At 40.9% G+C, this 21,181-nt stretch carries 19 protein-coding genes, 1 other RNA gene and 1 riboswitch; of the genes, 19 read left to right on the top strand and 1 reads right to left on the bottom strand.

All coding sequences use genetic code 11. From position 1 onward, the window contains the following. Positions 1 to 64: 64 nt before the first annotated feature. From CS898_RS07125 to CS898_RS07055, 15 genes are all read left to right on the top strand, one after another. Positions 65 to 4,159, top strand: coding sequence for an S-layer homology domain-containing protein (locus tag CS898_RS07125; protein WP_159459143.1), 4,095 nt, complete (start codon positions 65 to 67; stop codon positions 4,157 to 4,159). Between the two features lie 77 nt (positions 4,160 to 4,236). After that, positions 4,237 to 4,439, top strand: a riboswitch (cobalamin riboswitch). 135 nt (positions 4,440 to 4,574) lie between these two features. Further along, complete coding sequence (locus CS898_RS07120; protein ID WP_099208655.1) at positions 4,575 to 5,285, top strand: DUF4430 domain-containing protein; 711 nt, start codon at positions 4,575 to 4,577, stop codon at positions 5,283 to 5,285. A 211-nt stretch (positions 5,286 to 5,496) separates the two neighbouring features. After that, complete coding sequence (locus CS898_RS07115) at positions 5,497 to 8,850, top strand: S-layer homology domain-containing protein (protein WP_159459142.1); 3,354 nt, start codon at positions 5,497 to 5,499, stop codon at positions 8,848 to 8,850. A 273-nt stretch (positions 8,851 to 9,123) separates the two neighbouring features. Next, a complete protein-coding gene (gene rplM, locus CS898_RS07110) occupies positions 9,124 to 9,552 on the top strand; it encodes a 50S ribosomal protein L13 (protein ID WP_009431889.1) in 429 nt (142 codons plus the stop codon). 14 nt (positions 9,553 to 9,566) lie between these two features. Continuing rightward, positions 9,567 to 9,956, top strand: coding sequence for a 30S ribosomal protein S9 (gene rpsI / locus CS898_RS07105; RefSeq protein WP_009430174.1), 390 nt, complete (start codon positions 9,567 to 9,569; stop codon positions 9,954 to 9,956). 68 nt (positions 9,957 to 10,024) lie between these two features. After that, positions 10,025 to 10,294 (top strand): ACT domain-containing protein, encoded by a 270-nt coding sequence (locus tag CS898_RS07100; protein WP_009430668.1) that lies wholly within the window; start codon positions 10,025 to 10,027, stop codon positions 10,292 to 10,294. Positions 10,295 to 10,303: 9 nt separating this feature from the next. Then, positions 10,304 to 11,659 carry a PFL family protein gene (locus CS898_RS07095; protein WP_099208651.1) on the top strand — a complete coding sequence of 452 codons (1,356 nt, stop codon included), beginning with the start codon at positions 10,304 to 10,306 and terminating at the stop codon, positions 11,657 to 11,659. 45 nt (positions 11,660 to 11,704) lie between these two features. Further along, complete coding sequence (locus tag CS898_RS07090; RefSeq protein WP_099208650.1) at positions 11,705 to 12,358, top strand: HAD family hydrolase; 654 nt, start codon at positions 11,705 to 11,707, stop codon at positions 12,356 to 12,358. Further along, positions 12,355 to 12,951, top strand: coding sequence for a VanZ family protein (locus tag CS898_RS07085; RefSeq protein ID WP_099208648.1), 597 nt, complete (start codon positions 12,355 to 12,357; stop codon positions 12,949 to 12,951). Before CS898_RS07090 ends, CS898_RS07085 begins: the two co-directional genes overlap by 4 nt. A gap of 49 nt (positions 12,952 to 13,000) precedes the next feature. After that, positions 13,001 to 13,347, top strand: a transfer-messenger RNA (tmRNA) gene (gene ssrA / locus CS898_RS07080). Positions 13,348 to 13,500: 153 nt separating this feature from the next. Further along, positions 13,501 to 13,815 carry a PadR family transcriptional regulator gene (locus CS898_RS07075; protein ID WP_009430511.1) on the top strand — a complete coding sequence of 105 codons (315 nt, stop codon included), beginning with the start codon at positions 13,501 to 13,503 and terminating at the stop codon, positions 13,813 to 13,815. After that, on the top strand, positions 13,812 to 14,414 hold the full coding sequence (locus CS898_RS07070) for a DUF1700 domain-containing protein (protein ID WP_099208646.1): 603 nt from the start codon (positions 13,812 to 13,814) through the stop codon (positions 14,412 to 14,414). Before CS898_RS07075 ends, CS898_RS07070 begins: the two co-directional genes overlap by 4 nt. Next, complete coding sequence (locus CS898_RS07065; protein ID WP_099208645.1) at positions 14,411 to 15,121, top strand: hypothetical protein; 711 nt, start codon at positions 14,411 to 14,413, stop codon at positions 15,119 to 15,121. The genes CS898_RS07070 and CS898_RS07065 overlap by 4 nt, the downstream gene beginning before the upstream one ends. A 51-nt stretch (positions 15,122 to 15,172) precedes the next feature. After that, complete coding sequence (gene trmL / locus CS898_RS07060; RefSeq protein ID WP_009431614.1) at positions 15,173 to 15,634, top strand: tRNA (uridine(34)/cytosine(34)/5-carboxymethylaminomethyluridine(34)-2'-O)-methyltransferase TrmL; 462 nt, start codon at positions 15,173 to 15,175, stop codon at positions 15,632 to 15,634. Between the two features lie 8 nt (positions 15,635 to 15,642). Then, complete coding sequence (locus tag CS898_RS07055) at positions 15,643 to 16,275, top strand: class II aldolase/adducin family protein (RefSeq protein ID WP_099208643.1); 633 nt, start codon at positions 15,643 to 15,645, stop codon at positions 16,273 to 16,275. Between the two features lie 93 nt (positions 16,276 to 16,368). Here CS898_RS07055 and CS898_RS07050 read toward each other — a convergent pair whose 3' ends face one another. Beyond that, positions 16,369 to 16,722, bottom strand: coding sequence for a class II SORL domain-containing protein (locus CS898_RS07050; RefSeq protein WP_009431648.1), 354 nt, complete (start codon positions 16,720 to 16,722; stop codon positions 16,369 to 16,371). Between the two features lie 198 nt (positions 16,723 to 16,920). Between CS898_RS07050 and CS898_RS07045 the strand changes: the two genes are divergently transcribed. The 4 genes from CS898_RS07045 to CS898_RS07030 all read left to right on the top strand — a co-directional run bounded on the left by CS898_RS07045 (position 16,921) and on the right by CS898_RS07030 (position 21,162). Then, on the top strand, positions 16,921 to 18,057 hold the full coding sequence (locus CS898_RS07045; RefSeq protein ID WP_009430234.1) for a THUMP domain-containing class I SAM-dependent RNA methyltransferase: 1,137 nt from the start codon (positions 16,921 to 16,923) through the stop codon (positions 18,055 to 18,057). A 14-nt stretch (positions 18,058 to 18,071) separates the two neighbouring features. After that, a complete protein-coding gene (locus CS898_RS07040; RefSeq protein ID WP_099208641.1) occupies positions 18,072 to 18,611 on the top strand; it encodes a cob(I)yrinic acid a,c-diamide adenosyltransferase in 540 nt (179 codons plus the stop codon). A gap of 22 nt (positions 18,612 to 18,633) precedes the next feature. After that, positions 18,634 to 19,740, top strand: a complete 1,107-nt coding sequence (locus CS898_RS07035; protein WP_099208640.1) for a PP2C family protein-serine/threonine phosphatase — start codon at positions 18,634 to 18,636, stop codon at positions 19,738 to 19,740. 276 nt (positions 19,741 to 20,016) lie between these two features. Further along, on the top strand, positions 20,017 to 21,162 hold the full coding sequence (locus tag CS898_RS07030; protein WP_009431106.1) for an acyl-CoA dehydrogenase: 1,146 nt from the start codon (positions 20,017 to 20,019) through the stop codon (positions 21,160 to 21,162). Positions 21,163 to 21,181: the final 19 nt, after the last annotated feature.

The raw sequence follows: 21,181 nt of genomic DNA, 5'->3' as shown, positions 1-21,181 counted from the left end.
CAAATACGGGCATTAGCGTCAGCTAATGTTCTTTTTTATTGGAGAGAAAGGAGAGGAAAAGAAAATGAGAAAGCAAATGCGAATAGGAAAAAGAGGAATCATTTTAAGCCTTTTTGTTCTTGCTCTAGTATTATTTCCAGGGACCCGACTTTTTGCCCAAGAATTCAACCAAAGTATAGCAAAAGAAGCAGGCTTGGAAGTTAAAGATACCGGGCTAGATCCCATTTATGATGAAGGAAAGTATTTAGGAGAAATTTATTTAATGGTGGATGCCATTTCTGCAGACAATGAAATTTTGTTTGGGCCCATCAAAGTTCCTATTTATAAGGGGGAAAATTTAGCAAGCGTAGTTAACTATCAATTTTATGCCCATGCCAATGCAACGGGAAAATTCCAATGGAATATGGGAACGCATTTTTTTAGAAATCGAAATCGCGAAGGATCCTACGTGGTTCCTTACTACCTGGAAAAGAATGCAGGGAAATATGAAAAGCGATATCCCAAGGACTTAACATCTTCTTTTGTAATAAGCGATATTCAATACAATGATGATAAATCGAGCTTAAATATTCCAGAGACTGTTCAAAACTATGCTAGAAATAAGAATATTCCCCTAGACTCCAATTTAAAGGAAGAAACAGATGAAAAATTTTTAGCCAAAGGCTGTGGCTCGAAGTCTGGTCGTTGGGAAGTAACCAAGAATGGGGAAAGTATAGACCAAGATTTAAGTAAGTACACAACTGGAAAAGAACTACAAGCAGGGGATTTTATCAGGATAAGCTATTCTATTCTTGGTGAAGATAAGGGTTATGACATAGGCACAGATAAAACACAACTAATGAAAAATTTAGGAGAAATTAATAGTAGTGGAGAAAAAAATAGGTATCTAAAAAATTCTAGTTATAAAACAAGCTATGATAAAGCCTTGGCCACTTTAAAAAATTTTAAGGCAACGAACCAAGAAGTAAAGGAAGCAGCGGAAAGTCTTAAATCTTGGACCCTAGATCCACATCCTCAACAAACCTTTAATTTTGCCTTTTATGAGCATCAATTAGATAAAGAAAATGACTTTTTATTATCCAATCTTGACTACACGTTAAAACTTGGGGAAGAAATGGAAGTATTTAACTTAGATGTACACCATGCCGCCTGGCAAGATGAAAACTTCCAAAGAGAAGATTTGAAACTAGACCCAGTCTTGGGAGGCGATAAAGTTGAAATACGGAGAGATTCTGGGAAGAAGATTAGTGTGCAAGGAAACCATTGGTCCAATGTGAAGGATGGGGCTTCTTATTTTATCCGGGGTCTAAAAGAAGGACTTGTAAAGATAAAGGTAACCACTCCGAATTATAGTGGGCGTCCGACTTACATGTTCATTTATGTGACCAATCGACCGACTGACTTTAAAGAACAAAGATTGCCCATGGGTTCTTCTCTAGATGAATTGACAAAATACGATGTCTTGTACTTTAGCAAAGACCATCCAGACTATCCCTTAGAAGTTAAGGCAGTTCAAGGGGCAGGGGTAACTTTTTATGCAGACGGAAAAAAGATAGATTTAAGGAAAGGACAACCACAAGAAGAAGGTGGACAAGTATATGATACCTATACTGCAAAGGTCCCCTTAAGAAACTTTTGGCTAAATGGACTGTTAACGGTGGAAAAAGATGGCAAGAAATCCACAAAAATCTATAATTTAAGGACGGCCTATTTAGAAGCCTATGTGATGAATAAAAAGGGGGAACGGACACTCAAGGCCGGAGAAGAAGGAACCCTTCATATCGATGGAATGCTAGCTCCTAAACCGAAAATTGGGAAATTTTATAATCCCTCGCAGGGGCTTCCAGAGTTTATAACAAACTTTCCCAGTATGGGCTATATTAATGCAGGTTATGAAGAAGAAGGAGGGGCTCCTGTTACCTTTACAAAGTCAGGTCAAATTGATTTAAAACATGGAGAAATCACGACCGTTGCCTATGGTTCGGCAGGATTTGAAGAAGTCCCAAAAAATCAAATGCCTGAAAACACGAATTTAAATATCCAAAAATATCTTTCTAAAATGTCTGATGGTTTAAATCGACCACAAATGAAGCAGTCCTATAAACGGTTGCCTGACTTTTCTTTTCATATTGAAGAAAACCCCGGCTATAGCTTTAATAACGAGGGCTTAATTAAGGCAAGTCCTAAGAAAAGTAGCTATCGACCAGGAGAGAGGGTAGAGGTTACAGTAGATATTCCAGATGCCTTATTGGAAGATTTAAATAATAAACACAGCAAGTATGTGGTTCCGGAGAATAAGGGACAAAGTCAAACCTTTGAGAATACGAATGCTATTAACTATGCCTATTTGTTATATAGTTCTAACATTCCTGGTTTAGAAAAAATTGAAACCTACCCTAAGGCCCACAACATGTATTTAAACAAGCAAGAAAAATTAGAAGGACTAAAAAAATTACGCACCCTCAGCTTTACACTACCGGAGACGACTTCCCCAGGAGATTACTTTATAAATGGAGCTTATCTCCAAGTTCATGCAGGACCAACCCATGGTACAGCAGCAATGAAATATTGGGTAAACAAACTAGATAGCTTCAATCTTCATGTAGAAGGGGACCCCTTGATTAATAAGAAACCAAAGTTAAAAGAAGTACAGTTAACAGAAGCAGATTTTATTATTCCTTCTACGGGGAATCTAGAGATCGATAAGGATCATATGGAAGCGACCATTCGAAGTGAAAAACAAGGCTTTTTACTGACTACAGAAAAAGAAGTAGACTCTATCAGGATGGAATGTATTAAACCTTGGAAAAATTTTGAAACGCAAGAATTAGAAACAGAGGACCATAGAACCTTTAAGAGCACAACGATAAAACTACCAGCCGATGAAACTAAGATTCGGTTTGTCCTGAAAAAAGACCAAGAAGAACAGGCCTATACCTTAGACCTTACAAATTATTTTGGTAAAGAATTTCCACAAGAAAAAATCAAGGAAATTGAGGAATTAAAGATATTGTTAGACTTGGCCAACAAGGCTTCAGAAAAAGACTATAGCAAAGAAGCTTGGGAAAATTTACAAAAAGCGAAAAAACACGGAGAAACCCTTTTAGAACTAGTAGAGTATCCCTCTCCGGACCAAGTTAATGCAGCAATAAAGGCCTTAAAAGACGCCTTAGGTAAAAAAGCTGGAAAAGAAGATCCAGTAGATCCTACCCCGAATCCGGAGATTAAAGAAGGACAAATAGAAAAGCCAAGAAGGCTCACAGTGAATCGAGGACAAACAAAAGAAGATATTATGGGGAAATTGCCAAAGACCCTGCTCTATATCTGGCCAGATGGGAAAGGACAAGATGTAGAGATTACTTGGGACTTAGCTGGAGCTCAATTAGATCGACCTGGAACCTATACCCTACTAGGTTTTTACCAAGTTCCCTCCAGTAAAGACCAAAATGTGGTGGAAGTAAGTTTAGAAGTTAGGTCGGATGCTACTTTTAAAGAAGGACAGGATGTAGAGAGACAATGGCAAGGACAAGGAGAGACCAAGCAAGCACAAGAAAATCCTACCCAAGATTCATCTGTCCTTGGCCAAGAACAAAATAAGGTAATTCTTTCCGGGGCAGGAACAAGAAGATTTGCAAGCTCCAGTAAAAATATATCATCCTTTGTGGATATCCAAGGGCACTGGGCTCAAGGAGTTATTGGAAAATGTGTTCAAGAAGGCCTTTTTGTAGGAATTGATGACCAACACTTTGCTCCCAATCGCCCCATTAGCCAGGGAGAACTTCTAACCCTTTTAGGGCGCATGGCTGGAGTGGCAGATAATCAAGGCCCTAACCAAGCCTACTATGCTCCCTTTAGGGATTGGGCTATAAACCAAGCCATTATTAATCCAAAAGACTTTAGGGCAGAAAAAATTCTAAATCGAGAAGAAATGGCTGACCTAACCTACAAGGCCCTACGGGTCATGGGGAAAGACTTGTCTCCCAAGAAAGAATTTAATTTAAAAGACAAGAAAAAGATTTCCAAGGCCTACCAAGATTCTGTCATAAGACTTGTCCGAGCAGGCTATCTTCAAGGAACAGAGAAAAATACCTTTGCTCCTAAAGCCCAGTTAACACGGGCTCAAGTGGCACAAATCTTATGGACTCTTTACGAAAAATAAAGAAAAAGATAAGAATCAAATCTATTGACAAGAGTAGGAAAAAGTTATATTATTAAGGCAGAAGGAGAAAGTCCTGAAAATTGAATAATTGGTATGTTCTTCCTAGTTTTGAAGGCTAGCTAAAAAACTAGGAAGCTAAGATGGAATTTGGTGTAAATCCAAAACGGTCCCGCCGCTGTAAATGGGGAGGGAATAAGAAAAATGCCACTGGAAAATCCGGGAAGGCTCTTATTCCTAACGATCCATAAGTCAGAAGACATGCATATCATGGTAGACATACTTGCGATGAACAAGTCAATGAAGAATGCAAATACGGGCATTGGGCTTTCCAATGCTCTTTTTTATGGGTAAAAAGAGCGCTCCTTTTGTCAGTTATTTCAGGCAAAACATGCCAAATGTAAGAAAGGAGTAGAGCATGAGCACTCTCAAGAAAGAATGTAAGAAGTTCGGTTTATTGTTGATGGCCTTGGCCATGGTAGCAAGCTTTATCTTACCAGGCGCATCTTATGCTAGAGCTGGTAAACTAGCCATGCTAACGGTGGATTCTAAGTATTTCACCTATATTGCTAAGAATAAAGAAAGTTTTCAATTTGAAGTTAAAGGGTTAACAGCAGACTACCAGCCAGCAGCAATTGATCCTAAGAAAGTAACGGTATCTAGTAATAATCCTAGTGCGGTTGAAGTCACTAAAGATGATGCTAATAAGGCGATAGTTAAAGTAAATGTAAAAAGGCCAAAAGATGTTGTAATCACAGCTTCTTATGAAGATGCTGGAGTTGCGTCTGTTCCTTGTAATATTTTTGTAGACGTTACAAAGCCAAGAGCTTCCAATATTATTCTTAAGGTAGAAGGTTATCCAGACAAAATAGTAACGGTAAATAAAGGTTTACCGATTAAATATGGTGCAGTTCTTCAAAATGCGCCTACAGCACTAGGAGCCCTTAAATCAGGTGGCTACAATATAGATGTATCCAATGGCTACCTTACTGAAATTAATGGGAAAAAAGCTACAAAGACTCCTCCTTATCATGGTTGGAAATATAAGGTAAATGGGGTAGAACCTCAAATGGGTTGTGGCGTTTATCGCTTAACATCTGGGAATACGGTGGAATTTTATTACGAATAAGGTGTATTTAATTTTAAGGGATTAGAAAGAGAGGAATTTTTATTTCTCTCTTTTTTCCTAAATGAAAGGGAAAAATATGTTAAAACACAAGTTTAAAGAAAAATTTTTGCTTCTTCTTTTAGTTTTTAGCTTGATATTGTCTCCAAACCTTGTTAATGCAGAGGAAGAGGAAGACCCCCCTATAGAAGACCCTCCTATATTTAGTGTTTATATGAACGGTAGTTATAAATATCCATATGAAGGCCTTGATGAGGAGGAGCATGAAGGCGTAGTACTTGATGGGTTCGAATATGACGTAAGTGTGGAAGAAGAAGGCCATTCAGATTTTTTTAGAAAGTATTTAAAGGACAATAATTATAACGTACAATTACCCCTAAAATGGAAAGATCGATATGATTCAGAAGCGGAACCTCAATATGTTGATGCTGTTACTTGGGGAGATTCTTTCCCAGACTATATTACAGAGGCAGATTGTATTAATGGGAACTATGTAAAACGACTTAAACTTCCTCAAGATGGTAAACTTAAATTTTTTAAATTTAGAAGCAACAGGACTTTGTTGGAAGGTGTAGACTACGCTCCCCAAGATGAAGATTTTTATTTTTGTTTGCCTCATGCACCTCAGTTAAAAGGTTATAAATTAGAGGATGCTAGTTATCCCACAAAGAAAGGGAAGAAACTAACAATAGATGTTAGTTATAATGGTTCTTGGTTAGGCAATGTTTACTTTGAAGATTTTAAGGGGCAAGATAAACTTAATTATGATATTGGTAAGTTAACCTATCGACGAATCTTAACGCCACATAATGATCCTATATTAAAGAAATTAGCACCATGGTTGAAGTACCATACCAACATGGTACGTTTAAACTTAATTTGTAAGAATAAAGAGGGAAAAGAACTTCAAAGAAAAGCTTTAGTAGGGTTAGAAAAATACGAATTAGAGGCTTTACCAAAGAACGAAGATTTTCCAGACAGAATTGTTTTAAAGTATAAAGAAACTCCAAGTCCTAATCCAAAAAATTTAGAAACGTATTTATGTTGGCAAAACTATTTTCAAGGAAAAGAGGAAGAGCTTAGAAAATGCAGCTCCAAGGCACAAGAACATATATCTAAATATCATAAAGATGTAAATGAAGGTGGTGGGCGGAACGAATTAGGAATGGTTGAAGATTGGTACCTATGCTTTAACCCAAAAAACATTACTCCATATAAAATCCCTGGAAGAGATGACAGAGTAGGACCTTATGATACTTACCTTTGTCCCAAAAACTACTTTTATCTAGATCAAAAGGAGACGGAGACAATTCAGGCACCTGAGATTCCAGGCTATAAAAGACCTGTTGCTCAAGAGGTAAGTTTTAAATATAATGACACAGATTTTAGGATGAATGAAGAGGACTTTGTCTGGGAAAAAGATGTGGTTTTCACCTATGAAAAGGAAGAAGATCCCACACCGCAACCCGGCAAGTTTGAAGTGAACTATTATGTAGATGATGAGATTTATACAACAACATCTGCGACTCCGGCCAAACCTCTTACTAAACCAACTAATCCTGTCAAAGAAGGGCATAGTTTTGTAGGGTGGTTTGAAAAAAATGGAAGGGAATGGGACTTTTCAAAGGTACCAACAGGCAACTTAAAGCTTTACGCTAAGTTTGCGCCAGTAGATAAGACAAAACTGGAAGCAAAAATAAAGGATGTTGAAGCCTTAAAGGCAGGAGACTTTACAAGTGCGACATGGGTAGATTTACAAGTATCCCTTCGTTTGGCAAAGCAAGCTTTAGAAAAAGAAAATGTGAGTCAAAAGCAAATCGATGAGAGACTTGAGGATTTACAAAAGGCTTATCTAGCTTTAGAGCGGTCTTCCTCAAATCCCGATGAACCAACGCCCCCAGTTCCTAAAAAACTATCCATTGTAGAAGTAAAAAATCCAAAAGACATTAAGGTAAACTTAGGAACAAGTGAGGATAAGGCCAAGGAAGAGCTAGACCGCTATGTTGAAATAATTGCATCAGATAAAAAGACTTATTATGCACCTTTAACCTGGTCGATTTATAATTATGATAAGGATAAATCGGCAGTGTACACTGCAAAGGGGAGTTACCGCATACCGAGCGGATTTGAAGATGCAAATACACAAAAGATTACTACTGCAAAAGTGGAAGTCTTAGGACAGTCTAGCGGAGAGTTCAAATATTTTGAAAATTTAGACAAAATTAAAATTAAAAAGGGAGAAAAGTTAACCCTACCAACCCAAGTGGTTGCCCATTATAAGGATGGGAGCAAAAAATCCCTTTCTGTTACCTGGGAAACTAAGAACTTCGATAGTAACAAAGCAGGAACAAGCTGGATCTATGGAAAGGTAGAAGGTTTAGAAGCGAAACCATCTATCTGTGTAGAGGTTATCAATGAAAGTCAAGATTTGACAAATAAAAAAGTGAGTGTTCTTCGGGATGTTCGAGGACACTGGGCTCAAGATGCTATTGTTTGGACCGTGGAAAACAACTTATTCTATGGCAATGCTCAGCAAGAATTTGAACCCAATAAAAAAATTACTCGTGGGGAATTTATTTCAGTTCTTTTCCGGTTGACAGGAGAAAGGTCAGAAAATTATTTAAATACCCATTTTGATGATGTCCACAAAGGGGAATACTTCCAAGGTGCTATTGAGTGGGGACGTCGGAACAACGTGGTGTCTGGTTATGGAGATGGTAAGTTTCATCCAGATGACACCTTGACTAGAGAACAAGAAGCGGCTATTCTTCGGCGTTTCAACAATGTGATGAACTTTAAGTTTGAAGGGGTTGGTCGAAAGACTTTTGCCGATGAAGGACGGATTAGTGATTGGGCTAAAGAAGATGTTCGGACTATTCAGGTCCAAGGTCTCATGACTGGAAATCAATACAATCAATTTATGCCAAAGAAGCAAATCACCCGGGCAGAAATTGCACAAATTCTTTATAATATGAATAACCGGGTTATTGGAACTAGATCAACTCAATTCAATACCAATGCAACTACGACTACGGGTTCCAGCCCCACAACGAGTAGTGGAACAAGGTATCAAGGGATTTTACCAACAAATAATGGGACATCTACTACAGTAAATCCAGGAACGACACCAGATAGGAATCAAAGTTCTACAACAACGCAAGGTACAGCAACGGTATCTATTGATATTTTAACTGGGCTAAGAAACCTAAATGCCTTTAGCAGTAATATGCGGGGACGAATCCCCTCTAATGGTTATTTTCTAAACCCGACAAAAATCTCCATTACTCCAGGGGAGTCTGTTTGGGACGTTACCCAAAGGGCAGCTAATCAATATGGCATATCGATTCGAAAAGAGTTTACACCAAAATATAACTCCATTTATGTTCAAGCAATTAATGGAATTGGGGAATTTGATGGAGGTCAAAGATCTGGATGGATGTATAATATCAATGGTATCTATCCCAACCGAGGAGCTTCTGCTATTAAGGTCAAGAATGGAGATACCATCCAATGGCGATACACCATGGATTATGGAAATGATATTGGCGGATATTTAGGAGATTATTAAGAAGAAAGAACACCTAAGAAACTAAACTGACCTCCTTTAGTTGGAATTAAAAGCCAACTAAAGGAGGTCAGTTTTTTAAAGGGTAGTACATCAAGAGATTAGTTGTTTTGGAAACGTTCATAGAAGGTATTTACGTAGAGGAATTTTTAGTGTAAAATTTAAAAAATAAATTTCCTCTCAAGCCTTGACATTTACAAGAATATTGTTTAGAATATCTGTTAGTGTTTTAAAGCCCCGGAAATATTTATAACACTAAAATTGAAGGAGGCCAACATGAAAAGTTATCTTGCAAAAGAAAAAGAAGTTGAACGTAAGTGGTACGTAATCGATGCTGAAGACAAAGTACTTGGCCGTCTCGCATCTGAAGTAGCAAGTATCCTAAGAGGAAAGAAAAAACCAATCTATACACCAAATGTGGACACTGGTGATTATGTGATTGTTATCAATGCCGATAAAGTTCGCTTAACTGGAAAGAAATGGGATCAAAAACAACACGTTTACCATACTGGATATCCAGGAGGACGTCGTGAAGTATCCTATAAAGAACTTTTAGAAAAACATCCTGAACGTATTGTGGAATACGCTGTAAAAGGGATGATGCCTAAAAATAGTCTTGGTCGTCGAATGCTTCGTAAGTTAAAAGTTTATGCAGGAAGTGAGCATTTACATGAAGCTCAATCACCTGAAACTTATGAATTTTAAGGGAGGAGTAGCTCATGGCAGAACAATATAGAGGAACAGGTCGTCGCAAAACTTCCATTGCTCAAGTTCGCATAACTCAAGGCTCTGGAAAGTTTACGATTAATAAAAAAGACATTGATGAATATCTAGATTTAGAAACACTAAAGATGGTTGCAAAAGCTCCATTGGAAGTAACTGATTTAGAAGGAAGTCTTGATGTAATTGTTAAAGTTGTTGGTGGTGGATTCACTGGCCAAGCTGGAGCGATTCGTCAAGGTTTATCTCGTGCTTTAGTGGAAATGGATGAAGAACTTCGTCCCGCCCTTAAAAAAGCCGGCTTCTTAACTCGTGACCCTCGTATGAAGGAACGTAAGAAATACGGTTTAAAAAAGGCGAGAAAAGCACCCCAATTTTCCAAGAGATAGGATGCAAAGCTTCGGTTTTCCGAAGCTTTTTTTATACATAAATTTCAAGGATAAAAGAAGGAGGAAGTATGAAAGCAGTCATTTCAGTCGTTGGAAAAGATCAAATTGGAATCGTTCATGCAGCAACAGGCCTATTGGTAGACTATCATTTAAATATTATTGATATCAACCAAACCCTTATGGACGATTATTTTACCATGATTATGCTAGTGGACCTAAGTCAATGTCAAGTAGATTTTGACGAGGTTTTGGCAGGTTTTGACGCTTTGGGGGAAAAGATGGGTTTAAAAATTCGCGTCCAACACGAAGACATCTTTACCGCCATGCACCAAATTTAGGAGGTAAGCATGAACCAATCCAATATACTTGAAACCATCCGGATGCTGGACCAAGAAAAGCTGGACATTCGAACAGTCACCATGGGGATTTCTCTCTTAGACTGCATTGATGGAGATGCCAAAATTAGTCAAGGAAAGATCTATGACAAGATGATGGGCTATTGTGCCAACTTGGTAGACCATGCAGAAAAGGTCAGCCGGAAGTATGGGATTTCCATTATCAACAAACGCCTTAGCGTGACGCCTATGAGTCTTGTCGTGGCCCAAAGCAACCAAGACCAGTGCGTAGATTTTGCCAAGACCCTGGACCGGGTGGCCCAAGAAAGTGGCATCGACTTTGTTGGGGGTTATTCGGTCTTGGTTCAATCCGCCATGACCCAAACAGACCGGACCTTTATCGACTCCATTCCCCAAGCCCTGGCAGAAACCAACAAGGTTTGTTCCTCGGTGAATTTAGCTTCTTCTAAAACTGGCATCAACATGGATGCAGTAAAGAAGATGGGGGAAGTGATTAAAGAGGCAGCTGAAAAGACCAAGGACCAAGACTCCATTGCCTGTGCCAAGCTGGTGGTCTTTTGCAACGGAGTAGAAGATAATCCCTTTATGGCCGGGGCCTACCATGGACCAGGCCTGGGAGATGCCTGCATCCATGTGGGAGTTAGTGGACCGGGGGTTGTAAAGTCGGCCTTGGAAAAAGTCCAAGGGGAATCCTTTGAAGAAGTCAGTGAGTGCATTAAAAAGACGGCCTTTAAGATGACCCGGATGGGCCAATTAATTGGAAAAGAAGTCGCCAAGAGCCTGGATATTGCCTTTGGAAGTTTGGACCTTTCTTTGGCTCCAACACCAGCTATTGGGGACTCAGTAGCTCGGATTTTGGAAGAAATCGGCTTGACCTCTGTGGGCTTCCATGGAACTACAGCAGCCTTGGCTATGTTAAATGATGCAGTAAAAAAAGGTGGAATCATGGCATCTTCTCATGTAGGGGGACTTTCAGGAGCCTTCATTCCTGTATCGGAAGATGAGGGAATGATTGCTGCAGCCAAGTCGGGGACTTTAACTTTTGACAAGTTGGAAGCCATGACCTCTGTCTGCTCTGTAGGGCTGGATATGATTGCCCTGCCAGGAGACACGACAGCAGCTACCCTGTCAGGAATCATTGCCGATGAAGCGGCTATTGGGATGATAAACCACAAGACCACAGCGGTTCGTTTGATTCCTGTTGTAGGAAAGGGCCTGGGAGATGTGGCAAACTTTGGTGGTCTTTTGGGCTATGCTCCAATTTTACCCGTCCACCAAGGATCTTGCGAAAAGATGATCAACCGGGGTGGTTTCATACCCTCTCCCATTACAGCCTTTAAAAATTAAGCAAGGCCAGTTTTGTGCCAAGAAGAGAAGGGAAAGGAATAAGGAATGATAAAGACAATTGTATTTGATTTTGACGGCACCCTGATGGATTCTATGGGCATGTGGCATTCCTTAATGGGAGACTATCTCAAGACCAAGGGGGTGGTCCTGACAGAGGACCTGGAACAAATGGTAGTAACGACAGGTTTTGTCAAGGGTATGGAAAAACTAAATGAAATCTACCACTTTGAAGAAACCCCCCAGGACCTTCTGGATGATATTGGCGAAATGATTATCGACAACTACCTCCACCATGTGGACAAGAAGCCTTATGTAGATGAAACCTTGGCTTTTTGCCGGGACCAGGGCTACGATTTGGCCCTGGCTTCAGCAACCTCTTCAGACTACCTGGGTCAGGTTTTGGAAAAAAGAGGCTTGGACCATTACTTTAAACTGATTCAAACCTGTGACATGGTGGACCTGGCCAAGAAAGATGAGGCCTTCTACCATGTCCTAGCAGAAAGATTGGAAAAAGAACCTGAAGAAATCCTCTTTGTGGATGATGCCCCCTATGCCTTGGAAACAGCTCAAAGGGTGGGGATTCAGGTTGTGGCCGTCTATGACCACGAATCCAAGGACCTTTGGGACAAAGGACGCTTTGACAGGTTTGAATCCATTCGAGACTTAAAAGAACTCCAGGGTTTGGTTGAAAAGTTATGACTTATTTTATTTTAACCCGGCTCCTGCCGACCTTTGTTCTGACTTTTTTTGCCTTTGCCTTGATTCGGACCCAGATCTTTGGATCTCTTAAAAAAAGGAGCTTCTTTCACAGAGAATTGCTCCTTTATCTTTTTGCTGCCTATGTCATGACCTGCCTAGTGAGCGTCTTGACTCCAGGAACCAGTCTAGAAAGCCAGGGTATCGTCGTTGGAGGAGAGCAAAGTGGCCTGGTTAACACGGCCTTGGTTCGGATTCAAACAGGCCAGGGGATTAACCTAAGGCCTTTCTATACGATTTTTAACTTCCACCGCTATGGTAGGGGGATGGCTTCCTTTTTAAATCTTTGGGGCAATATCTTCCTATTCATTCCCTATGCCTTTGGACTTTTACTTCTATTTAAACGCTTTAAGAACTTTAAGTCTTTTTTTAGACTGATCCTAGCAACCACCCTGTTCATTGAGTTTTTACAACTATTTGTCAACCGGAGCGTGGATATTGACGATGTCATCTTAAATCTTTTAGGCGCCCTGATAGGCTACTTGATCTACCGGGTCCTGGCCAAACCCCTAGCCTTGAAACGATTTGCCCGCTAGGTCAATTGCAAGTTTTCCTTGGATGGTGTATAATAAACTTTCCAAACAAGGGGATGAAATTGGCTTCGACGGGGATTTGGAATTCAGGTAAGCAAGCCGCCATTGATTCTCGGCGTAAAACGGATCACAAACAATAAACGACGAAAATAATTTCGCACTAGCTGCATAAAATAAGTCAGCTGCGGCTCTTAGGCTCCCCACAGTCTAAACAGCCGTTCATTTAGTGGGACACGAAGCTCTGTAAGGTTCCATAGCAGAGGGGGTATTTATGGGACTGGACCTGCCTGGTTTTGTTCATGAGACCAGCCAGGTGACTTAAACAACCATGGACTGAGCTTGGAGAAAGCCTTTAGGAAGACTTCTCGGACGCGAGTTCGACTCTCGCCATCTCCACCAAATAAAAGCACCTTGGGTGACCAGGGTGCTTTTTCTTATACAAAAAATAGGGTAAATTGAAAAATCTAAGCTTGGGCAAATTTTTTCCCAAGATATAAAAAGCTACCTTGCAATACACAGTAGGTTGCAGTATACTATAGCAGAGGTGAGGAGATGAATGTTCAATTTAAAAAGGGTGTCTTAGAACTTCTAGTCCTACATTTGTTGTCTTTGAAAGATTTTTATGGATATGAGTTGGTAGACCGGATCTCCCAGAAAATTTCTATTTCAGAAGGGACGATTTACCCTCTTTTAAGACGCTTTAAAAAGGAGGGTTATGTCTTAACCTACTTACAAGAATCTGAAAGTGGACCGCCGAGAAAGTACTACCAGTTAACTCCTCGTGGGAAGTTGGAATTAGAGAGCCAAAGGAAGGAATGGGAGTCTTTTGTAAGAGGCGTTGAAGAAATTTTAGGAGGACAGGAATGAGTCAAAAGGAATATTTAGATTTGCTCCGCTATTATTTAAGGAAGCTTCCGGACAATGTAGTGGAGGATATTATTGCCGATTATGAAGAGCATTTTCGTCTTGGGAAAGAGGCGGGAAAGAGTGAGGGAATGATTTCAGCAGAGCTGGGCAGCCCCATTGAAATTGCCCGGGACTTTAAGGCCTCGGAATACCAATTTGCCAGCAAGGAGCCGGAAAAAACTTCCTCTGGAAGTCCAGGAGTCAGGATTCTTTTAATTGTCTTGGGGCTTCTGGTCCTAAGTCCTGTCATTTTGACAGTTTTGTCTTTAGTCTTTGCCTTATTTGCAACGGTCTTATCCCTAATTGTTGCAGCGGTGGTTTCTTTCTTTGCCATAGGGTCCAGTCTTTTCTTAAAGGGATTGGGTTTTGCCACTCCCTGGGTCCATTTAAATGTCAGTCTCCACCCCCTGACCCAAGTTCTTACGTCCTTGGCTTGTCTTTGCTTGGGTTTGTTGGCAGTGGTCATACTTCTTTATTTTATAAAATTCATCTACTCTATTTGCAAACGGATTTTTGTTGCCATCCGCTGGGAAATTAAAAAAAGGAGGGCCCGAAGATGAAAAAATTTTTAGTCATTATTGGTATCTTGAGTTTAATCTTTACTGCAGGGGCCGTCCTTGCCTTTACCAGCCTGGACCTTCCAGACCTAAAGGACCAGGCCCAAGAAAAAAACATCTCCCTTTGGGAGGTGGTTTTTCCAAAAGAAATTGACTTTTCCAGAAGAGAAGCAGACCAGGTCTTAGAGGATAACCTATCTGGCATTGAAAGAATCCAACTGGATGGGGGCAATTTAAATATCCGTCTGGTCAAGGGGGACCGCTTCCAAGTCAAAGCTTCAGACCTCAAGGCCAGCCACTACTATAGGATAGAGGATGGTTGCTTGGCAATCCAAGGAAGAAAAGAGACCATTTCCTACGAAATCACCAGTCCAAATCCAGAAAAGCTGATCTTGTCGGGAGACTTTGACAACGGGTCTTGCCAGATTGAAGCAAGGCTTCTCCAAGGAGATATGAGTCTGGCTAATGGAGAAGTTAAGGTTAATGTGGACCAATCTTTCCCCCTGACGGTTAATGTAGACAATGGGAGTATCTACTACCATGCCCAGGAACTCAACGCAAAGTTTACCACTAGCGTGGATGTGGGATCCATCAAATTCTTTGATGACAACTATTCCGGAGTTGGGTTTGATGAAATTCATGAAAGCTTTGGTCAAGGGAGAGATGACATTCAATTGACCCTGGATGTGGGAGAAATCTCTGTGGAATAAGATTGTCAGCAGGGGAAATATTTCCTATAATAAATAGGAAAGGAAGTGCCTATGTTAAATATAATTCTATACCAACCGGAAATTCCATATAATACGGGAGCCATTGCCAGGACCTGTGCCCTGACCAAAACCAGGCTCCACCTGGTAAAGCCCCTGGGTTTTTCTGTGGACGACAGCCACTTAAAAAGAGCAGGCCTAGACTATTGGCCTTTGGTGGATATCTCCTACTATGATTCCTTTGAAGATGTAGTGGACCTGATGGAGGGAGAAATTTACTTTGCCTCCACCCATGGCCACAAGCGCTACACTGATGTGACCTACAAGGATGGGGATGCCATTGTCTTTGGCCGGGAAACCTCGGGTCTTCCCAAAGAAATTATGGACAAGTACCAAGACCAACTCATCCGGGTTCCCATGCGGACAGAGTTGAGACGGTCTTTAAACCTGGCCAATTCAGCCAATATTGTCCTTTTTGAAGCCCTGCGACAAAATGACTTTTTTGACTTGGACTAGGAGGAACCATGGATCCTGTTATTGACTATTCCAAAACCATGTTAAAAGATGGCCTGACCTTTGGTACAGGGGGAAATATTAGTCGGCGATTAAGTCCCGAGACCTATCTGATTACCCCTTCAGGTCAAGCCTATGAGAGCTTGGAGGATAAGGACCTGGTAGAGATGGAAGTCGGAGGAGAGAAAAAGCCGGGCCAAAACCCCTCTAGTGAATACCACCTCCACTCCCTGATCTATGAAAAATATAGCCAGGCCCAGGCCATAGTCCATACCCATTCCAACTACATCAATGTTTTGGCGGCCCTGGAAAGGTCCCTGCCCACCATGCACTACCTCATGGCTTCTGCCGGTCCGGACCCCATCCAAGTAGCTTCCTATGCCTCTTTTGGAACCCAGGATTTGGCCAGGGAAGCCTGTAAGGCCTTTGGGCGCAACAAGGCTGTTATCCTGTCCCACCACGGCCTGGTGGCCTATGGGGCTAATTTGAAAGAGGCCTATGACCTGGCCAAGACCTTGGAGTTTTGTGCCTTTGTCTATGTTCAAGCTTCAACCTTGGGGCCAGTGAAAAACCTCCCTAAAGAGGAAATGGAAAGAATGGTTTTGGCCTTTCAAGACTACGGAGTTCGGAAAAAACTTGATTGATGGGATTTGATAGATTTTTCGATAGAAAGTAGGCTTTATAAGCAATAAAAAAGGAAGGCGAATTGCCTTCCTTTTTTCTATACATGGTCAGTCTTAAAATTCTTCAGAATTTTCCCATAAGCCATGGATATTGCAATAGCTCAATGCGTAGATTGTTCCAGAGCAAGTTCCATTTAAGCAAGCATGAACACATGGTTTTGTGCAAATGTCATCTTCTCCATGGGCAGAGAATTGGTAAGAGCCAATTTCGATAGGGAACTTGGATCCTTCTTTTTGTAAGAAAACTTTAATCCATTGGATGTGGTGTTCTAAAGTGTTTGGATGTTCAATTTCTTCTCCAACACGAACATTAACAACTGTGTTGCCATCTTTGTTTTCAATATGGATGACAGGTACGTGTTTTTCGTTTTTCCAATCGCCAGATTGGACAGTTTCAGTTAATTTCATAATCAATAAGCCTCCTTAACATAACTTTCTTCGAACATCTTTATTTTAACAGATTTATATAAAATTTTAAAGTAAGAAAATAAAATCTTTCAAAGCAGGGGAGAATCTTTAGGGAGGGAAGAAAAGAGACCCAGGTCTTTTTTGAAAGGCCTAGAAGTCTTTATAAATATCTTGTATAATAGCTTACAGAGGTGAAGTGTGAAAAAGTATACGTGTCTGGCGACGGCGAATTTTGGGGTCGAAGCCATTGTAAAAAGAGAGCTTGAAAAAATTGTTTCTTCAGAAATCCAAATCCAGGATGGTCGGGTCTATTTTGAAGCCAACCTGGAAGAAATTTACCGGGCCAATCTTTGGCTTCGATGTGCAGAAAGGGTCCACATCCAGTTGGCCTCTTTTCCGGCCAAGACCTTTGAAGAGCTCTACCAAGGAGTTTTAGCTCTTCCTTGGGGAGAAATCCTGCCTAAGGATGCCAACTTTATGGTCCAAGGACGGTCAGCCAAGAGTAAACTCTTTAGTGTGTCGGACTGTCAAAGGATTACGGAAAGAGCCTTGATTGACAAGCTAAATCAAACTTATTCCATGGCTTGGTATCCCAAGAGTGGAGCCCGTTACAAGATTGAGGTCATCCTTTTTAAGGACCAGGCCCAAATCCTCTTGGATACCTCAGGAGATGGACTCCATAAGAGGGGCTACCGCTTGGAAACGGTGGAGGCACCCTTGACAGAAACCCTGGCAGCCTGCCTGGTGGACCTAAGCTACTACAATAAGGACCGAGTCTTATGGGACCCCTTTTGTGGGTCAGGAACCATTGCCATTGAAGCTTGTATGAAGGCGAGAAATATTGCCCCAGGCCTCAACCGGCACTTTGATTGTGAATACTTTCAAGGCATGGACCCGGAGGCAGTGAAAAAAATCCGCCGGGAGGCCTTTGGAGCCATTGACGCAGAAAGCGATCTTAAGGTCTATGCTTCAGATATCAATCCTCAAGCCATTCGAGCAGGAAAGAAGAATGCCGAAGCAGCCGGGGTGGATGCAGACATCCACTTTGTTACAGCTTCCATTGAGGACTACAAGCCCCGGGAGGCCTATGGTGTTTTAATCACCAACCCACCCTATGGTCACAGGATTGGAAGTCAGAAAGACAATGAAAAAATCTACCAGACCCTAAGAGACTATGCTCAGGCAGACCCCACTTGGAGCTACTATGTGGTAACCAGTGACGAAGACTTTCCCAAAGCCTTTGGCAAGAAACCATCAAGAAAGAGAAAACTATATAATGGGCGGATTAAGGTCGATTACTACCAATATTATGGACCGAGACCCCCAAGAAAGTAAAAAGGAGTGAGAAAATGGAAATTTATACAAAAACTGGAGATAAGGGAACCACATCCCTATTTGATTCTGTTCGTGTCAGCAAGGACGATGTTCGAGTTGAAAGCTATGGAACGGTAGATGAACTCAGTGCCGCTTTAGGAGTTTGTAATAACTATATTGAAGATGAGGACTTGAAAAAGGAATTGATGTCCATTCAAAATAAACTCTTTGTCGTTAGTGAAAACTTGGCCACCTCCAACCAAGACAAGGTCCGCCATTTTATCACAGAAGAAGACATCCACATTTTGGAAGAACTTGTAGACAAATACATGGCTAAAGCAGGCAAATTTACAGGCTTTGTCCTTCAAGGAACCAGCAAGGCTGCCGCCTTTTTACATCTGGCTCGGACAGTTTGCCGTCGGGCAGAACGCCGGATTGTTAGCCTACAAGGCCAAGCCTATGTAGACCCCAATGTGGTAAAATTTGTCAACCGTTTGGCTGACACTATTTACGCCTTTGCCCGTTATTGTGAAGATGAAACCATCATGGTTGATTTTGAAGCCGACCTAAAATAAATTCAAGACTTGGAGGGCTGGTATGGATTCAAAAAATCAGGGGAGAAGACGTTATTCCCGAGAATTCTTTTTCCAAATCATCAATAGCATTGCCGATTTTGTCCGGGTGGTGGATGTAGATAATGATGTCATCTATATGAATGGAGCCATGGAAGATAGCTTGGGAGGAGACCTATCCGCCTATGAAAAAGACAAACTAGCCAAGCAACTTTTAAATGATTTTTCTGTAACTCGGCGAACTCTTGAAACCGGCGAGGTAATCCAACAAGATCAATACTATAAAAACCAGTCCTATTCGGTAAAGACCTCTCCCCTATGGAATGGAAATGGGGAATTGGTAGGGGCGGTGGAAGTTTTTCGGAAAAACACCAGGGACCGGATCCTACATGAAGAATTGGTGGAAAGAAATAAGACCATGAATCATGAAATGGCTATGGCCACCTTAATCCAACAGGCCCTACTCCCAGAAAAAGGTTTTTTAAAAAACCTAAAGGTCAACTATCTCTATCTGCCCCAAGACATCATTAGCGGAGACTTGTTTGACCTTTTTCCCATCCAAGACCACAAGGTTGCCTTCTATATTAGCGATACAGTAGGCCATGGTTTTGCTTCAGGAATGACGACCATGTTTATCAACCAGGCCATGCGGACCATGGATAGTAAAACCCTCTTGGATCCAGTAAAAACCTTGACCCTGCTCCATAAAAAATTTATTGACCTTCACTTGGATACAAGTCTCTATTTTACGATTTTTTATGGCGTCTATGACAGCAAGGATCATAAGATTTCCTATGCCAATGCAGGCCATAATTGCCCTCCCATCCTTTATAGGCAGGGAAGGGCAGAAGATCTCGAGACACCGGGCCTACCCATTATGTCCTACTTTCAAGAGGTCAACTATAGCCAGAAGGAAATTTCCGCCTATCCCGGAGACCATCTTTTCCTCTATACAGATGGTCTTATTGAATCCACTAATAGGGACCAGGAAGAGTATGGCTTGGACCGCTTGAGAGAAGTCCTGGTCCAAGACCCCTGGGATAGCATCAAAAGGGTCCAAGAGGACCTTGGGAAATTCACAGGCAACAAATTCAAAGATGACCTATCCATTTTGGATATAAAAATATTCTAGCTCAAGCTAGAATATTTTTTTGGGAATTCTTTATCAAGCTCTTACAAACATTTTTGGAAAACAGCTTTACAATAAAATATAATGTTATATAATTAATGGTGGAATGGTTTTCAATCAAAACTTTGGCCAAAAGAGGAGTGTATTTTAGCGAATAAATGAATTCTTAAGGGCAAAGGGTTGAAAAGTTTTACCATCTATGTTATGTTATTAACAGTGCAGTTTGGTATTTTATGCGAAAGAAAATATCAGAAAAATTACGTACAAGGGGGATATCAAATGGATTTTAAAATGGATAAGGAGCATATTTTACTTCGTAAATTATATGAAGAATTTGCTCAAACTGAAGTTGAACCAATCGCTGCTGAAGTAGATGCAGACGAAAAAGTTCCATACGAAAACATCAAGAAAATGGCCAAGGCTGGATTCTTCGGAATTCCTTTCCCAAAAGAATATGGTGGACAAGGAGCAGACTACATTGCTTATGCAATGGCTGTTGAAGAACTTTCCAAGGTTTGTGCTACTACAGGTGTTATCGTTTCAGCACATACGTCTCTATGCGCAGCACCAATCTACGAAAATGGGACAGAAGAACAAAAGAAAAAATACTTACCTGACTTATTATCTGGTAAAAAAATTGGTGCCTTCGGTTTAACAGAACCAAACGCTGGTACAGATGCATCAGGACAACAAACTTATGCAGAACTTGATGGAGACGAATGGATCCTAAACGGAACAAAAATCTTTATCACAAACGCCGGATTTGCTGATACCTTTATCGTTATCGGAAAAACCGACCGTAAAGCACCAGGAAACCACGGAATCAGTGCCTTTATCGTAGAAAAAGGAACTCCAGGATTCTCTGTAAGTGAACCAGAAGACAAGATGGGGATTCGCGGATCTTCTACTTGTGAATTAATCTTTGAAAACTGCCGTATTCCAAAAGAAAATCTTCTTGGCCGCGAAGGCAAGGGCTTTGCTCTAGCAATGAAGACTCTTGACGGTGGACGTATCGGAATCGCTGCTCAAGCTTTAGGTATTGCAGAAGGCGCTATTGACCAAACTGTTCAATATACAAAAGAAAGAGTCCAATTCGGACGTCGTATTTCTCAATTCCAAAATACACAATTCCAATTAGCAGACATGAAGGCTAAAACAGAAGCTGCTCAATTGTTAGTTTACCGTGCAGCAGATACAAAGGGCCGTGGAGAAAAATATGGTCACTATGCAGCAATGGCTAAATTATTCGCTTCTGAAACATCAAGTGATGTAACAAGACGTTGTCTACAATTATTTGGTGGATACGGATACACTAGAGACTATCCAATTGAACGTATGATGCGTGATGCGAAGATCACTGAAATCTATGAAGGTACGAGTGAAGTAATGCGTATGGTCATCAGTGGTTGGATGGGCGTAAAATAAGAGATTAATTGGAGGTTAA

The sequence above is a fragment of the Urinicoccus timonensis genome (genome assembly GCF_900232945.1).
Lineage (GTDB): Bacteria > Bacillota > Clostridia > Tissierellales > Peptoniphilaceae > Urinicoccus > Urinicoccus timonensis.
The sequence above is the reverse complement of the archived record's forward strand: the minus strand, read 5'-3'. Positions and strand labels throughout refer to the sequence as shown.

Coding starts and splice junctions, on each gene's coding strand:
- CS898_RS07125 (WP_159459143.1), top strand. CDS start 65: ATGAGAAAGCAAATGCGAATAGGAAAAAGAGGAATCATTTTAAGCCTT.
- CS898_RS07120 (WP_099208655.1), top strand. CDS start 4,575: ATGAGCACTCTCAAGAAAGAATGTAAGAAGTTCGGTTTATTGTTGATG.
- CS898_RS07115 (WP_159459142.1), top strand. CDS start 5,497: ATGAACGGTAGTTATAAATATCCATATGAAGGCCTTGATGAGGAGGAG.
- rplM (WP_009431889.1), top strand. CDS start 9,124: ATGAAAAGTTATCTTGCAAAAGAAAAAGAAGTTGAACGTAAGTGGTAC.
- rpsI (WP_009430174.1), top strand. CDS start 9,567: ATGGCAGAACAATATAGAGGAACAGGTCGTCGCAAAACTTCCATTGCT.
- CS898_RS07100 (WP_009430668.1), top strand. CDS start 10,025: ATGAAAGCAGTCATTTCAGTCGTTGGAAAAGATCAAATTGGAATCGTT.
- CS898_RS07095 (WP_099208651.1), top strand. CDS start 10,304: ATGAACCAATCCAATATACTTGAAACCATCCGGATGCTGGACCAAGAA.
- CS898_RS07090 (WP_099208650.1), top strand. CDS start 11,705: ATGATAAAGACAATTGTATTTGATTTTGACGGCACCCTGATGGATTCT.
- CS898_RS07085 (WP_099208648.1), top strand. CDS start 12,355: ATGACTTATTTTATTTTAACCCGGCTCCTGCCGACCTTTGTTCTGACT.
- CS898_RS07075 (WP_009430511.1), top strand. CDS start 13,501: ATGAATGTTCAATTTAAAAAGGGTGTCTTAGAACTTCTAGTCCTACAT.
- CS898_RS07070 (WP_099208646.1), top strand. CDS start 13,812: ATGAGTCAAAAGGAATATTTAGATTTGCTCCGCTATTATTTAAGGAAG.
- CS898_RS07065 (WP_099208645.1), top strand. CDS start 14,411: ATGAAAAAATTTTTAGTCATTATTGGTATCTTGAGTTTAATCTTTACT.
- trmL (WP_009431614.1), top strand. CDS start 15,173: ATGTTAAATATAATTCTATACCAACCGGAAATTCCATATAATACGGGA.
- CS898_RS07055 (WP_099208643.1), top strand. CDS start 15,643: ATGGATCCTGTTATTGACTATTCCAAAACCATGTTAAAAGATGGCCTG.
- CS898_RS07050 (WP_009431648.1), bottom strand. CDS start 16,722: ATGAAATTAACTGAAACTGTCCAATCTGGCGATTGGAAAAACGAAAAA.
- CS898_RS07040 (WP_099208641.1), top strand. CDS start 18,072: ATGGAAATTTATACAAAAACTGGAGATAAGGGAACCACATCCCTATTT.
- CS898_RS07035 (WP_099208640.1), top strand. CDS start 18,634: ATGGATTCAAAAAATCAGGGGAGAAGACGTTATTCCCGAGAATTCTTT.
- CS898_RS07030 (WP_009431106.1), top strand. CDS start 20,017: ATGGATTTTAAAATGGATAAGGAGCATATTTTACTTCGTAAATTATAT.